General features: G+C 55.4%; 14 protein-coding genes. 6 read left to right on the forward strand and 8 right to left on the reverse strand.

The window, feature by feature from the left end:
* Nucleotides 1-22: 22 nt before the first annotated feature.
* On the reverse strand, nucleotides 23-613 hold the full coding sequence (locus tag ABJI08_RS21850; RefSeq protein WP_348403966.1) for an acyl-homoserine-lactone synthase: 591 nt from the start codon (nucleotides 611-613) through the stop codon (nucleotides 23-25).
* A gap of 605 nt (nucleotides 614-1,218) precedes the next feature.
* Between ABJI08_RS21850 and ABJI08_RS21855 the strand changes: the two genes are divergently transcribed.
* From ABJI08_RS21855 to ABJI08_RS21865, 3 genes are all read left to right on the forward strand, one after another.
* The gene (locus ABJI08_RS21855; protein ID WP_348403967.1) at nucleotides 1,219-1,602 is read left to right on the forward strand and encodes a hypothetical protein; all 384 of its coding nucleotides are present in this window, start codon (nucleotides 1,219-1,221) and stop codon (nucleotides 1,600-1,602) included.
* A gap of 105 nt (nucleotides 1,603-1,707) precedes the next feature.
* Complete coding sequence (locus ABJI08_RS21860; RefSeq protein ID WP_348403968.1) at nucleotides 1,708-3,138, forward strand: HAMP domain-containing sensor histidine kinase; 1,431 nt, start codon at nucleotides 1,708-1,710, stop codon at nucleotides 3,136-3,138.
* Nucleotides 3,135-3,497 carry a hypothetical protein gene (locus ABJI08_RS21865; RefSeq protein ID WP_348403969.1) on the forward strand — a complete coding sequence of 121 codons (363 nt, stop codon included), beginning with the start codon at nucleotides 3,135-3,137 and terminating at the stop codon, nucleotides 3,495-3,497. Before ABJI08_RS21860 ends, ABJI08_RS21865 begins: the two co-directional genes overlap by 4 nt.
* On the opposite strand, the gene ABJI08_RS21870 is transcribed toward ABJI08_RS21865, so the two are convergent.
* The 3 genes from ABJI08_RS21870 to ABJI08_RS21880 form a co-directional block, all read right to left on the reverse strand.
* Entirely contained in the window at nucleotides 3,494-3,880 is a 387-nt protein-coding gene (locus ABJI08_RS21870) for a response regulator (protein ID WP_348403970.1), read from the reverse strand. The two genes, ABJI08_RS21865 and ABJI08_RS21870, sit on opposite strands and share 4 nt — an antisense overlap.
* Before the next feature lie 156 nt (nucleotides 3,881-4,036).
* On the reverse strand, nucleotides 4,037-6,274 hold the full coding sequence (locus ABJI08_RS21875) for a molybdopterin cofactor-binding domain-containing protein (RefSeq protein WP_348404023.1): 2,238 nt from the start codon (nucleotides 6,272-6,274) through the stop codon (nucleotides 4,037-4,039).
* Nucleotides 6,275-6,277: 3 nt separating this feature from the next.
* The gene (locus ABJI08_RS21880) at nucleotides 6,278-6,736 is read right to left on the reverse strand and encodes a (2Fe-2S)-binding protein (protein ID WP_348403971.1); all 459 of its coding nucleotides are present in this window, start codon (nucleotides 6,734-6,736) and stop codon (nucleotides 6,278-6,280) included.
* 381 nt (nucleotides 6,737-7,117) lie between these two features.
* Between ABJI08_RS21880 and gap the strand changes: the two genes are divergently transcribed.
* Nucleotides 7,118-8,116 carry a type I glyceraldehyde-3-phosphate dehydrogenase gene (gene gap / locus ABJI08_RS21885; protein ID WP_348403972.1) on the forward strand — a complete coding sequence of 333 codons (999 nt, stop codon included), beginning with the start codon at nucleotides 7,118-7,120 and terminating at the stop codon, nucleotides 8,114-8,116.
* A gap of 87 nt (nucleotides 8,117-8,203) precedes the next feature.
* Entirely contained in the window at nucleotides 8,204-8,347 is a 144-nt protein-coding gene (locus ABJI08_RS21890) for a hypothetical protein (protein ID WP_348403973.1), read from the forward strand.
* Nucleotides 8,348-8,428: 81 nt separating this feature from the next.
* On the opposite strand, the gene ABJI08_RS21895 is transcribed toward ABJI08_RS21890, so the two are convergent.
* Nucleotides 8,429-9,229: an ABC transporter permease gene (locus tag ABJI08_RS21895; RefSeq protein WP_348403974.1), complete on the reverse strand. Its 801-nt coding sequence runs from the start codon at nucleotides 9,227-9,229 to the stop codon at nucleotides 8,429-8,431.
* Between the two features lie 126 nt (nucleotides 9,230-9,355).
* Between ABJI08_RS21895 and ABJI08_RS21900 the strand changes: the two genes are divergently transcribed.
* Nucleotides 9,356-9,943, forward strand: a complete 588-nt coding sequence (locus ABJI08_RS21900) for a GcrA family cell cycle regulator (RefSeq protein WP_348403975.1) — start codon at nucleotides 9,356-9,358, stop codon at nucleotides 9,941-9,943.
* A 65-nt stretch (nucleotides 9,944-10,008) separates the two neighbouring features.
* Here ABJI08_RS21900 and ABJI08_RS21905 read toward each other — a convergent pair whose 3' ends face one another.
* From ABJI08_RS21905 to ABJI08_RS21915, 3 genes are all read right to left on the reverse strand, one after another.
* The gene (locus tag ABJI08_RS21905) at nucleotides 10,009-10,758 is read right to left on the reverse strand and encodes a prephenate dehydrogenase (protein WP_348403976.1); all 750 of its coding nucleotides are present in this window, start codon (nucleotides 10,756-10,758) and stop codon (nucleotides 10,009-10,011) included.
* Nucleotides 10,759-10,950: 192 nt separating this feature from the next.
* Nucleotides 10,951-12,165 carry a multidrug effflux MFS transporter gene (locus ABJI08_RS21910; protein ID WP_348403977.1) on the reverse strand — a complete coding sequence of 405 codons (1,215 nt, stop codon included), beginning with the start codon at nucleotides 12,163-12,165 and terminating at the stop codon, nucleotides 10,951-10,953.
* A gap of 5 nt (nucleotides 12,166-12,170) precedes the next feature.
* A complete protein-coding gene (locus ABJI08_RS21915; protein ID WP_348403978.1) occupies nucleotides 12,171-14,075 on the reverse strand; it encodes an AsmA family protein in 1,905 nt (634 codons plus the stop codon).
* Nucleotides 14,076-14,222 lie beyond the last annotated feature (147 nt).

Consider the following 14,222-nt stretch of genomic DNA (forward strand, 5'->3'; position numbering starts at 1 on the left):
AGGCCTCCTACAACCTTTTGGGTTAATGGTGATGCGTATGTTCGAGGTCCATCAGCGCAACCTGAATTTTGACACCGTCCAGCAACATAACCGGCCCAGCAGGTTCAGCAACAAGACCCAGCCGACCAATCCATCTAGACCACACAGCGGGTACCAGCCCCAGGACTTTTTTTGCCCGCAGATCACGCGCCGTTTCGATCAATTGGTTCATCAGCTGAGCTTGCACTTTGGTACGGTCTTTTGCCGGAACATTGTGGGAAATGAACACGCGGCTGGATTCCCAGATATCGGGGTCCACTGGGGCCTCGAAATTCAACAAGTCAGACGGTATCGACTCCAACATACCCTTTTGCGCATCGCGGATCATATACGTGTACATGCCGCACTTTGCCGTCGTAGGCGTCAGCCTGATACCAGCAAGAACCTCGCCCGCTTCATGTACCGCGATCCAGCGGCTGGCGGGTGTATCATACTGGTCGTATTCCATGCCCTCAGCCTCGGGCAGGTCCCAGTTATTCTGAACAATAAAACACTGACGGCGCGCCTTTAGAAGCTTTACCAAAAGCTCGCCATGGTTGTGCATATTTTCAAAGGACAGGGTAGTCGTAAGCATGTCCCCATCTCTCCTCAGTCGAAAGATTATCAGCGGAATACAAGCAGAACTAATTCACCAAATCCGTTCGAAAACAGAAGTGTTTACCAAGCAGAGTCAGGCAGAAATGGTTAACAAATGGTAAACAACATGCCAGGGAACAGGCCTCAAACAGGTGTCGATTGCATTTCTATTTTGGCACCAAGCCACAATAGCTCCGAAATCGATATGAACATCACCCAATCGAGGCACTTGCCGCCCTATTTCATATCTGCGCTGCCACCGATACTGCTCACCACTCTTCCACCTCAACGTTTTTCTTTTAATAGAGACACATAAGCGCCACTCTTTCCACAAGAAAAAGCCGCAATTCATCCAACAACACTCTGACTGTGGCAGAAAAATCGCCAAATGTTACACGTTTTGCGGTAGCGACAGGCATTGATGTGTCAAACTGTCTCGCCTCGGCAGATTACGGCCTAATGATTTTCCTAAAATCGGCAATGCGACTTCGCGGAAATTCCCCCTCAACACCACGAAATCGCCACCTTGGCCTACCAAATTCAGTAAGCGTTCTGGAGCTCGCCTCCTGATATGCAACGCCTGATTGCTGCCAAGAGGATGCCATGCAACCGTTTTTTATGACTTTTCATGTCAAAGGTGAAATCGCCGGAACACTGCTTCTGCGCGAACCGCAGAAAAAGCTTCTGATCGACCTTTCGCCGGAAGTGAGCACCGGAGCCAGAGCACCAGGCTACGCCTATCCAGAACGGGTGTGTTTCACGCTGACAAATGAAGACCTGATATCGCGCTTTGATCAGGACATCGCCGCAGGCGACGTGATCGAGGCGACCGGCACGTTTTCTCAATCTGCTTATATCCCGCACAAGACCAGCCACATCGACACGACATTTCTGATGCTCGACTTTGTACGCTGTTCACGCCGACTGCCGGACCCGCGCCATAAAGGGAACGTCTACCCTATGCCTGATATGGTCTGGATGCATTGAACCCAAATGGTCGAAACTGGAACATGGCGATGCCACATTCGCCTGATTTACTGGATTTGAACTAACAGGTGTCAAAACGACATCCTGAAAGCCGGAAATCGCAGAATGCACACCGACTATTCAAATGATCAAGCGCCGCCGCTTACAATCGAACAACGCTTCGAACGTTTGATTGCGCGCGTGTTCTTGTCTGGCAAGCCGACACTTGAGAGCGCGCGGCGGCATGAAAAACAGATCCGCGATTTTGCCAGCGGCGGACTCGCCTTGTTCTGGCAGCGGCAGGGTATTTATTTTGGCGCAGCCCTTTTGTGCGGCTTTTACTATAGCATCACGATTGCAGTACTCTGTTATCTGCTGTGTCAGGTTGCAGATGCATTTGACAGCTTTGTATCTCTCAAAGTTGTTAAGCGCACTGATCGCTCTTTAAGACACACCCGGCGCTTATTAGGGCTTCTCTTTTTCTCCAACCTGTTCAGCTCGCTTGCAGTAGCCACGTTCACCTTGTTGGTTGCGGACCTCGAAGGTCCAGCGGAACACTTTACATCATTGTTCTTCCTGTTTGCGGCTGGGTTGTTTGCTGCAGTGAACAACCATCAATTGCCCCAAGTACTCGCCGTGCGACTGATCATTTATGGTGCCTTGTTCATCTACATCCCGGCCCGCGACATCTGGAATGAAAGCCCATATTACGGCTCTCAGATGTGGTTACACTTTGCGACCGCGATATTCGTGCTGTATTTCGTCCTTGAATGCTCGATGATCTTCCTGCGGCTCTATCAACGTGGCCTGGACCAGCTAGATGAATTGCGCACCGAACGTGACCGCGCACGCGAAGCTTACGAGGTGAAGTCACAGTTTGTGTCTGTCGTCAGCCACGAGTTGCGCACCCCGCTAACATCCATAAACGGCGCCCTGGGTTTGCTGCGCGATTCCGATCTGTCCAATAATCCCGAAAGCGCGGCGCGCATGCTTGATATCGCCCATAAAAACAGCCAACGGCTGAGCAAGCTGATCAATGATCTGCTGGATATCCAAAAGATGGAGTCCAGCAAGATGACCTATGATTTTGCACCGCTCGATCTGACTGAGTTGATCAACGAGGCTGCTCATTCAATCGCGCCGTATGCAGAAAAATATGACGTTTCCGTTTGTCTCACGGGCGACAGTGACGCGCTTCATGTTAGCGCAGACCGAGAGAGGTTGATGCAGGTTCTGGACAATTTGTTGTCCAATGCAGTCAAATTTTCAAGCGCCGGTGGCGAAGTGCACCTTAGCGCCCGGGCCGAAGACGATTTTGCGATCCTTGAGGTGCGCGATTTTGGGGTCGGTATTCCCAAGGATTCCGAGCATCTTGTTTTTGGCAAGTTCACTCAGGTCGATGGCTCGGACAAACGCAATCACGACGGCACCGGTCTGGGACTGTCCATCGTTCGACAGATTGTCACCGACCACGACGCGCATATCGATTACGAAAGCCAGCCCGGTCAGGGCACCCTGTTTTATGTCGAATTCCCCTTATTGCGGAGACCATCATGAACCAAGCAACCCATATGTTTCCGGCCGAACATCAGGATAAATTTGCCCAACTGCGCGCGCATTTCTTATCAGGTCTGCCAAAACGCGAGACGGAGTTGGAGGACCTCACTGCGACGCTTTTGATCCAACCAAACTGCTCAAAAACTCTGGAAAACCTGTATGTGGCAACGCACAAGCTGGCCGGGATTTGTGCGACTTACGGCCTCGCGTCTGCCGGGGTTCAGGCGGCACGTGTGGAAGAGCAAATTGAACAAGCGCAGAATCACGAAATGAGCGAAGACTCGTTGTATGAGATTCTAGCAGAAATAGAATTGCTGTCGGACGAATTGCGCCGTGTTGTGAGCGTGCCGCAGGCCTAGGCCAATGCCTTCATCGCAAGCTGGCGAATTTGATCGGGCAACGTCACCGGATCAAACGGCTTTTGAATCGCTCCAATTGCCTGATTGCGGATCGCCCCCTGATGTTCGGTCGCGACGTTTTTAGACGTCATAAAGATCGCCGGCGTTTCAGCTAGCGCCGGTATTTCACGCAGCGCCGCGAGCGTTTCAATGCCGGTCATACCTGGCATCATCATATCCAGAACAATCACATCCGGCCCAAAACCTTCGGCCTTTTGCACCGCAATATCACCACTCTCGCATTGCAATAGCTCAAATCCGCCCAGATCAACCAGCGCAAGACTGGCGATTTCGCGAATGTCGGGATCATCCTCCACATGCAGGATTTTTTTGATGTCTTGCATTTTCATAGCCTTACACGTGTATCCGCACTTAACTTAAGGCCCAATTTCAACCGGCGAAAGAGTCCGATTGTGTCAGCCTGACCCCAAATAGCACCAGATTTGGCGACATGATGCTATTTGGCCTCGGTCAAAAGCTCCTCTGACAACACGCGCGATTCACACAAAATCGATGCTATGGTACAAGGGCAATTCGCGAATGCGCTGGCCTGTTGCCGCAAAGATTGCGTTGGCCAATGCGGGCGCAGCTGGCGGCACGGGTGGCTCGCCAATACCTCTGACTTTTGCGCCGTTCTCTAGACCTTTTACGAAAATCTCAGGGCATTGATACAATCTCATACCTTCATGACTGTCGAAATTCGATTGCTCTGCCATGCCATCTGAATACGTGATTTCGCAATTGATCGCATGCCCCAGCCCAAAGATCACGCCGCCTTGCACAAGGTTTTCAAAGTTGACCGGGTCCACAACCGTGCCGACATCTGCCGCAACCCAAACCTTGTCGATTTGAATACCGTCTTCCGTTGCGGTCACTTCGATAACCTCAGCCGTCGGCACACCAAAACTTTCGACAAACGCAACCCCGCGCCCTTTGCCCGGCGCAAGCGGTGCGCCCCAGTCTGACATCTCGGCCACTGTCTCCAAAACCTTACGGCTCACATCGTGTTGCATCAGCCGAATGCGCTCTTCCATCGGGTCCGCCCCGGCCGCATGGATCAACTCATCCAACACGCTGTCAAAAAAGAACCCGTTGGCGGACGCGCCCACCGACCGCCAGGACGAAACCGGTGCCAACTCTGGCGCGCGGTAGGCCCGCATGCGATAGTTCGGCAGCGCATAAGGATTGTTCCAGGCGCCCGCCGCAATCTGGCTGTCTGGCCCGGGCACCGGAATATTGGCACGCCCCATCTGCGACGAAATAACAGACGGCATCGCCACCTGAAGATCCATTGCAACGACCTGACCGTTTTTGACGCTACCGGTAGCGCGGGCAATACCCGGCTGACGCGGGAAATCATGTGTCATGTCTTCTTCGCGCGAATAAGTCAGCTTGACCGGTGTTCCCCGCATCTGGTTGGCAATCTCAGTGGCTTGTTTGATGTGTTCAAATTCCAGCCGGTGGCCAAAGCTGCCGCCCATAAACTGGTTGTTAAAGGTGACCTGCGACGCATCATGCCCCGTCACACCAGCAACCATGTCCTGCAAGATACGCGGCATTTGATGTCCGGACCATACAGTGACCCCACCCTCTTCCACCAGAACTGTGGCGTTCAATGGCTCCAACGGGGCGTGCGCGACATAGGGCACACGGTATTCCAATGGGGCGACGGCCCCCTCTTTCATCGCCGCATCAACATCCCCGTCATCGCGCCAGGTGCTGTCCAAATGCGTTTCGGTAAAGGACGCCGCAATTTCCTGCCAATGCTGGTCCTGTTCTGCCGGATACGGCGCCTCTGCCCATTCGCAGTCAATAGTTTCAGTCGCCTGAATGGCCCGCCACGTATTGTCTGCAATCACGGCAACACCGTTGGTCACCTCTAGCACGTGCTTTACACCGCGCATGCCTTGCGCCGCGCTTGCGTCATAGCTGATCATGCCGCTGCGGCGCGGATTTACTTTGACAGCCGCGTGCACTGCACCTTCGATCTCCAGATCGATACCGTAGGTCTGCGTGCCTGTCGACTTTGCGACAATGTCCAACCGTTGCGTGGGTTTGCCGATCAATCGCCATTGGCTTGGGTCGCGCAGCTTTGGATCGCGCACCGGCGCAATATTCGCCGCGACGCCCGCCAGTTCCTGATAGCTCAGCTTGCTGCCATCAGGCAGGATCACATGCCCCGCCTTGGTTTTCAGCGCAGTTGTGTTGATCCCGGTCTGTTGGGCCGCCGCAGCCTTTAGCGTTTCCCGCGCCATCGCGCCTGCCTGCCGCAGCTTGTCAAAACTGTCCGGTACACTTGTCGACCCGCCCGTTCCCTGCAAACCGATCAGCTTGATCACGCCCCCCATAACACTGCGCATAGACTCCGCCGGAAACCCGGCATCTGACGCCATAAACGGCACGCCTTCGCCCGCCATCGCAGTATTCCAATAGGCTTTGTCAGGCTTTCCGAAACTGATTTCAAATTGCCCCGGTTCAAGGTCCATCTCTTCTGCAATCAGAATAGCCTGCGCATGCGCCACACCCTGCCCTTTGTCCGCATGCGGTCCGATAAGCGTGATCTTATCCGCGTCGATCAGAACCCATGGGTTAAACGATGCTGCCCCGTCGTTCAGATCCTGTTCCAACGGGTTTGGATAAGGTGTTTTGACCTTATATACACCAAACGCCACACCACCGAGCACCGCAGCAGAGCCTATCAGAAAACTACGACGCGCTATTTTGCCAGCTTTACCCATCAATCAGGCCCCCTGCATCTTGGTTGCGGCCAGTTTGACGGCGGCGCGAATGCGTGGATACGTCCCGCACCGGCACAGGTTGCCTGACATCGCTTCGTTGATTTCTTCATCTGTCGGGCTTGGGATCTCGCTCAGCAATGACGCCGCCTGCATGATCTGACCAGACTGGCAGTATCCACACTGCGCCACCTGTGTTTCGATCCAGGCTTCCTGAACCGCGTGCAATGCATCGGGCTGCCCCAACCCGTTGATCGTGGTGACAGGCCCGTCAACATCCGACACAAACGTCTGACATGATCGCACAGCCTCGACGTTGATGTGAACGGTGCACGCGCCGCAGGCCGCAATGCCGCAGCCATATTTCACCCCTTTGATATTCAACTCATCCCGTAACACCCACAAAAGCGGCATGTCGTCTTCAACATCCACCTCATGACGTGCACCATCTACGATCAATTCCACGGCTCTTCTCCGGCTCTCAAGTCTGCTGTCACTCTCAAGATAGGGTGCGCCAACAAGTTCACACTCGCAGATTGCGCCATTCTACATGCAACTCGTGCCAGAACGATTAAAGGCCAAGTAGCGACCTGCCTCATCAGATACCCAGAATCGGACCGTAATTGCCCAGTTCGCTGCCCCGGAACGCAGCGCGATGGGTCGTCAGAATCCCTTTTCTCGCCTTTGCCCCCCGGATAAGCCATGATCGTTAGCGCCACCGGGCGACAAGCCGCCACATTTTGCGCTAACACTTTCAAATATTGCGATTTTTTTCTTCCCCCACTGCGACCCGCCCCGTATAGCAACCTCAAATCGAACCACGTATTTGTAAGTCAGGAGATCGACATGACTGTCACCGTAGGTATCAACGGATTTGGCCGTATCGGTCGCTGCACCCTTATGCACATTGCCGAAGAAGCGCGCGAAGATGTTCGGGTGGTCAAGGTCAATGCGACGGGCCCGCTGGAAACGGCGGCACACCTGATCCGATATGACAGCCTGCACGGCCGCTTTCGCAACGAAGTTATCGCCGGCAACGGCAGCATGGATGTGGGCCAGGGCCCGATCCGCATGTTCTCGACTTATGACATGGACGAACTGGACTGGAGCGGTGTTGACGTTGTTCTGGAATGTACCGGCAATTTTAACGACGGCGAAAAAGCCCGCAAACATTTGGAGCGCGGCGCGCGCAAAGTTCTGATCTCGGCGCCCGCTAAAAACGTTCAAAAGACAATTGTGTTCGGCGTGAATGACCACCGGCTCGAAGCCAATGACAACATGGTTTCGAACGGGTCCTGTACCACAAACTGCCTGGCCCCGATTGCCAAGGTGCTGAACAACGCTTTTGGCATCGAAAACGGCATCATGACCACGATCCACGCCTATACTGGCGATCAGCCAACGCTTGATCGTCGCCACGACGATCTTTACCGCGCCCGCGCCGCCGCCATGTCCATGATCCCGACCTCGACAGGTGCCGCCAAAGCACTGGGCGAAGTTTTGCCAGAGCTCAAAGGCAAGCTGGACGGTTCAGCCATCCGCGTTCCAACACCAAACGTATCAGCGGTTGATCTGACGTTCACCGCCAGCAAAGACGTCACAATCGCGGACGTCAACGAAGCAATGGCCGAAGCCGCTGCCGGTGAAATGAAGGGGGTTCTGGGCTACAGCGACGCACCGCTCGTGTCTGTCGACTTCAACCACACCACCGAAAGCTCAACTTACGCGGCCGATCAGACCAAGGTTCTGGGGTCACGTCTGGTGCGCGTTCTTGCATGGTACGACAATGAGTGGGGCTTCTCGGCACGCATGGCTGATCTGGCCTCCAAGATGGGCCGCATCTAAGCCGGTCTTTCACAGTAAGCTTGCGCCCATCGGGGCGGTCGGTATATCTGAATCAACCGACACTTTTTCCCGGGGGCGTTCCGCGTCATGACCAATCCAATTGCAGTATTTTTGGCTGTCCTGATCATCGTGGGCCTGGGTGCGGATATGTTGTTGAATAATGGCGACGCTACAATGCTACTTGCACGCAAATTTTTTGACTTGATCGAGTGGGTCGCGTTCTGGCGATAACCGGCCTAAACGGTCCTCTGCCCTGCGGCTATAATGGCTGGGACAACGACGCTGCCACCGGCAAGACTTGCTGCAGACTGATCAGGCTTTCAAACGATAACCCGTTTTGATCATCCACCACGCCAGCGCCATCACCAAAAAGGTTACGCCGCATACCACGGCCATCCCCACACCGGGTGCGCCGTCTGAGACGCCAATAAACCCATAACGCGCGCCATCAATCAGGTAAAATATCGGATTGATCCGGGCAATGCTCTGCAGCACCTCAGGCAGCGCCGTCACTGAATAAAACGTGCCGGATAGAAACGCCAACGGCGTGACGATAAAGTTCGTAATCGCAGCCATCTGGTCAAACTTGTTTGCAAATATCCCCGCCACAACACCAATGCTGCCCATCAATGCCCCCCCTGTGGCCACGAAAACCAGCGCCCAAATCGGATGTGCAATCGACATGCCCAATACAAGCACCATGCCAATCGCGATTCCGACCGCCACCAGTATGCCTCGCACCATGGCCCCGGTAACATAGCCAATCACTAGTTCCAGCGGCGCCAACGGCGGCATCAGCGTGTCCACGATATTGCCCTGTACCTTGGAAACCACAATAGATGACGATGTGTTGGCAAACGCATTCTGGATAACCGTCATGGTCAAAATACCCGGTGCCAGAAAGACAATAAAGGGCACCCCCATCACATCACCCCGCCCCGGGCCAATCGCTATAGAGAAAATCAGCATAAACAACCCGGCCGTAACCAGCGGGGCCAACAACGTCTGTGTCCACACCACCATAAACCGCATGACTTCCCGGCGGATCAACGTCCAAAGACCAAGCCAGTTCACGCGCCCGAACCGCCTGACACCCAAATCCAACTGACTCATTTGCCTGCTCCCCTGCCTGCGGTGATTCTCGGCCTTGTAACTCGGACCGGGGTGACTAGAATAGGCCCCTGACCAAGAAATGCAGGGGCGGCCCCAAAGGGCCGCTTTTTAGCTAAGGAAACATTGATGTCCTGGACCGATGAGCGCGTAGAGCTTTTGAAGAAACTTTGGGGCGAGGGCCAGTCGGCCAGCCAGATCGCCAAGGAACTTGGCGGCGTGACCCGCAATGCAGTGATCGGCAAGGTCCACCGGCTGGGCCTGTCAAACCGCTCGTCCGGCGGTGCCAAGGCTGATGCAAAGCCCAAGGCAGAGGCCAAACCCAAAGCGCCCCCCAAACCCAAGGCGCCGCCGAAACCCAAGGCCGCTGAACAACAACCCAAGCCCGATCTGAAAACCGAGCCAGCAGTCGCCCCCAAAACCGGGAACTCGCTGCGCAAGGCGATTATTCCCGCCGGACAGCCGCTGCCACCGCAGCCGTCCGCGAACGAGATCAGCCCCGAAGCGCTCGCCAAGGTGAACGAGGTCGAAAAGACCGCCAAAAAGCTGGGCTTGATGGAATTGACCGAACGCACCTGTAAATGGCCTGTCGGCGATCCCGCCACACCTGATTTCTGGTTCTGCGGTCTGCCTGTTCAGGCTGGTAAGCCCTATTGCGAAGCCCATGTCGGCGTCGCGTTCCAGCCCATGAGCGCACGCCGCGACCGCAAGCGCTAATCGGCGTAGCCGCACATAATTAAACCTGCAAACCCCGGTCCATTGGACCGGGGTTTTCCTTTGGATCACGCCTGCTTATCAAACTGAATACGCAGTTCTGCGGCCCGGTCAAAAAAGGCACCCCGCACTTCTGCCGCGTATGGGTTGGCGGTTTCAATCGCATGCAACACCGTGGGCGGGTCGTTTTTCACCATCTCCACCGCCTGCTTTAGCAAATCGAAACTTGCGGTGGTCATCTGATCTGGCAACGGTCCAATATCAGACAACACTTTCGCAATCAGATGCGTCAGCCCTTGTACCGTTGCCGCCTCCTTGTCGTGCGCCTCGGGCGTGGTGACAACAACCTGCAATCCAATGCGCCGCAAGAACCCGGCCACCACTCGCCAGCGCGGCCCACGCAACGGACAAACCGCAATCTTACGCCCGACAACGCCGCCATCCGCGCTCTGAGGGCCAAACAACGGGTGAGTCCCGACAATATCCACCGCCGCCGGCAGACACCGCGCCATCACCTGCATTGGCGCGACCTTCACTGAGCTGACATCGACAACCAAACACCCCGGACGCAAATATGGCGCGATCTGGGTGCACAGATACTCCATGCGCGCCACCGGCACACTCAAGACAATCACGTCACACCGGGCAATCTCGCTCAGCTCGACTACGGCCAGGGCGCGCCCATCCTCCAGAAGAGCCCCGACATAAGCGGGGTCACAGACACGTATGTCAAAAAGCGCATTCAGTTCGCGCGCCATCAGTTTTCCAAAGGCACCAAATCCAATGAGCCCCAGTGTTGGTTTTGTTCGATGTCCCATAGCAGGACCCCTTATTTAGGGCCGCACAGGCGGGAACTGAATGTTTTTAGATGCCTTTCACTGCAACCCCCGACGACGCGCGGCAGTTGACCATGATAAAAGCCCCGCCACTATGTGGACAGGCGATAATACTCAATCGTGAAGAGGCGTTTGTGTTTCATGTATGTTTCCTGCCACGGCGCGTAGCTTGGGTCAAGCCACTTGCCCCTCACGTAAATCAATCAGTCGCACATAGAGCCCGGCGACAAGAGACACCAATACACTGCCCAGCATCACAACCAACAACATAACAGCGCCGTTCCCGGGGGTCAGAATTGCGCCCGTGATCGATGTCAGAAAAGCCCCACCCGCAACACTCATCGCACCTGAAAGCCCGGATGCGCTCCCGGCAAGGTTGGGACGCACAGACATGATACCGCTGGTTGCGGCAGGCATAGTTAACCCGTTCCCGACACCAACAAACATGACAAACCCGACATAAGTCACCGGATGCAAAATGCCGCTTAACACCACGACCAACCCCACACTCAGGCCCAACGCAGCAACAATTCGACCTGCCAGTACCATCACAAAAAGCGGATAACGCCGGGACAGTTTGCCTGATAAAAAGCTGCCGAACGCAAACCCAACTGTGATCGCGCCAACGGCCAGACCGATCGCCGCTGGCGTCATGCCGAACACCACCGCACCAACCAGCGCCGCCCCGGTGATATAGACATAAAAGCCACCCAGCGAGAATGTCACGCAAATCGAATATCCCCAAAACCGGCGCGACCGAAACAATTCCGGATACGCCCGGAACTGCGCCGCAATGCTGGAGGCACGATTTGAATTGGTTTCGCCCAGATCGCACCACGTCAACACAAACAGCCCGGCCCCTGCCAACGCAAAAAACGCAAAATTGGCCCGCCACCCCAGAAACTGATCCAGCAATCCGCCCACCAACGGGCCTGTCATCGGTGCCACGGCCATGACCATCGAAATATACCCCAACAGGCTGGCGGCATCGCGCTCTTCATATTGGTCCCGCACCACCGCGCGGCTTAACGCCATCGCGCCAACCACCGCCCCCTGAATCATCCGCCAGGCCAGAAACACGCGAAAATCCTGCGCCAGCAGGCACCCGATTGACGCCACCGCGAACATGGCCAATCCAATCAGCAGAACCGGTCGGCGCCCAAACCGGTCGGACAACGGCCCCATCACGACCTGCAACACCGCCGTCACCGCGAGATACCCACCAATTGCCAGATTGGCCACGCCGTATGAAACGTCAAAATCTGCCGCGATATGGGCCAACGACGGCAGAAACATATTCAGCGAAAGCACTGAAATTGCGGTCAGCAACACCAAAGTGGTTAAATGTGGCGGTGTCCGTGCGGCAGAAAACATGCCCACTTGTGGCATGCGGATCAGTTATTGCCCAGCAGCTTCAACAATCCTTTGGTCGCTTCGTCCTCAAGCGTGCGCCGCACCGCGTCCTCGGTCGACTCGCCTTCCTGTTTTTCAACACCCAGCTCTTCTTCGACGCGTTTCACCGCTTCTGCTTCAAGTTCTTTCAGTTCTTCATCCAGATTCTGTTTGAGGATCGCGTCCAGATCCGGTGCAATACTGGGATTGTCCCAACTGCCCTCAACCTTAACCGGCACGGCCAGCCCTGTGCCCTCTTCTTTGCGCAGCTGCGGCGTAAACCGGTAATCAATGACCCTTTGACCCAGCCCCACCGTCCCAGCGCCTATGGCAATGACATTGGGCAACTCCATCAACAAATCCTCGTTGCGCATCACGCCTTTTTCGATGGTCCAACTGGCCCCCATATTGTCAAACACGGTTGTGCCACCGGTAAGATCACCACGAAACAAACGGTCCAGATCTATGCCTTCGATCGTCCCACGTCCAACTTTGACGGTGCCACTGCCTTTCAGGGAATTCATGATGGCGTACTCTGACTGTCCTGACCCCAGAAAATCCATTTTCATGTCCGCCTTTCCCGTGAACCGGTTCAGACCAGCCGTTGCTGACAAAAGCTCTTTGAGCGCTATTTGACTAACGTCCAGATCGCCGCGCATTGAAAACCCATTGCGATTATTGGCAACAAATTGCCCTTTGATCGCCCCACCATACGCCGCCAACTCCGTCAGCGTCGCGACAGCGCGCGCATTTTCGATCTGCACACTGGCCCGCGTGCGCCCCAGATCAATATCCCCCAAATCAATCGCTTCCGCGCCAAAAACAATTTTGCCATCCATAAGCGCAAGGGCGCTGGCATCAATCGGCTCCCTGGACCACTCAGAAGACGACGCAGTTGAACTTTCAGAACCTGAAGACCCCGCCAAGCTGCTCAAATCCAGTTTTCCTGCCAGTACATTTGCCGTGACAATCGGCCTTACCCCGCCAAGCGCGGCATCCGCTTCGGCATTAATGGTGTTGCCCAACGCCGTGATGATCCCTTTGCGCAAACTAAACCGATGGTCCTTGGTCAGTGTGACATCACCCTCCAGACGCGCCCGTCCCGGTACGCCACCGCCAAGCCCCAAGGCCGCCAAAAATGCTTCCGCATCAGAAAAATCTGCCACAACCTGCCCTGCTGCCTCGGGCGCAATACCGACACGGCCATCGAAATCAACTGTTCCGCCCGTCGCGCTGACTTTGGCCACCAGCGACGAAACCGACCCACCAATCAGGTCGTTCAGGTTCCCAACGGTCGCGGCAACATCCACATCCTTGCCCGCAGGTCGCGCGGTCACAGAAATCTCAGCAGGCTTGGTCACATCCGGCCAGCTGAGTCCAATGTCCAGATTGGCCACTTCAAAATTGTCGCCGCCATGATCCAAATATCTCAAACGGGCGCCTTTGATGATCAGGCTTTCCAAGGACACGTTTGTGTCCGCCCCGGCACTTGCCGCACCTTGGTCTGCGGCAACTTCGCCAGTGGGCAAAAGCTCCCAGTTCACACGCCCGTCACGCGCCTTTTCCAGCAACACATCCGGCGCGACAGCCTCGATTTTTGTAATGCGGATATCGCCGGTCAGTGCACCGATCACATCGACGCCGATGGCAGCACTTTTCGCCTGAAACATTGGCCCCGCATCCGACCATTCCGCATTGCCCAGCGATACCGGCCCGGTGGACACACCAAAAATCGGATACCAGCTGATCCCGACGTCACCATCAAAGACCAGGTCCCGGCCGGTCTGTGTTTTGACCTGATCGGCCGCCAGTTGCGCAATCTTTTCCCCCGGCAGGATCATCAAGACGCCCACCAGCCCCATGACAACCACCACAATCACGCCCAACAGGATACGGATCAAACGCATGAAAACCCCCAACGTTCACCTTTGCCTCAGCCTAGCCGCCAGATGGGCACCGGCGCAATGATCAACCCATCACAACCTGGTGCGCGCCCGCTGCGGCAACCACAGTTTGACAATCGCGTCTTAGGATCATCCACAAACGCTCAGTCG

Source organism: Shimia sp. (assembly GCF_039969785.1).
In the GTDB taxonomy this organism is placed as follows: Bacteria; Pseudomonadota; Alphaproteobacteria; order Rhodobacterales; family Rhodobacteraceae; genus Shimia.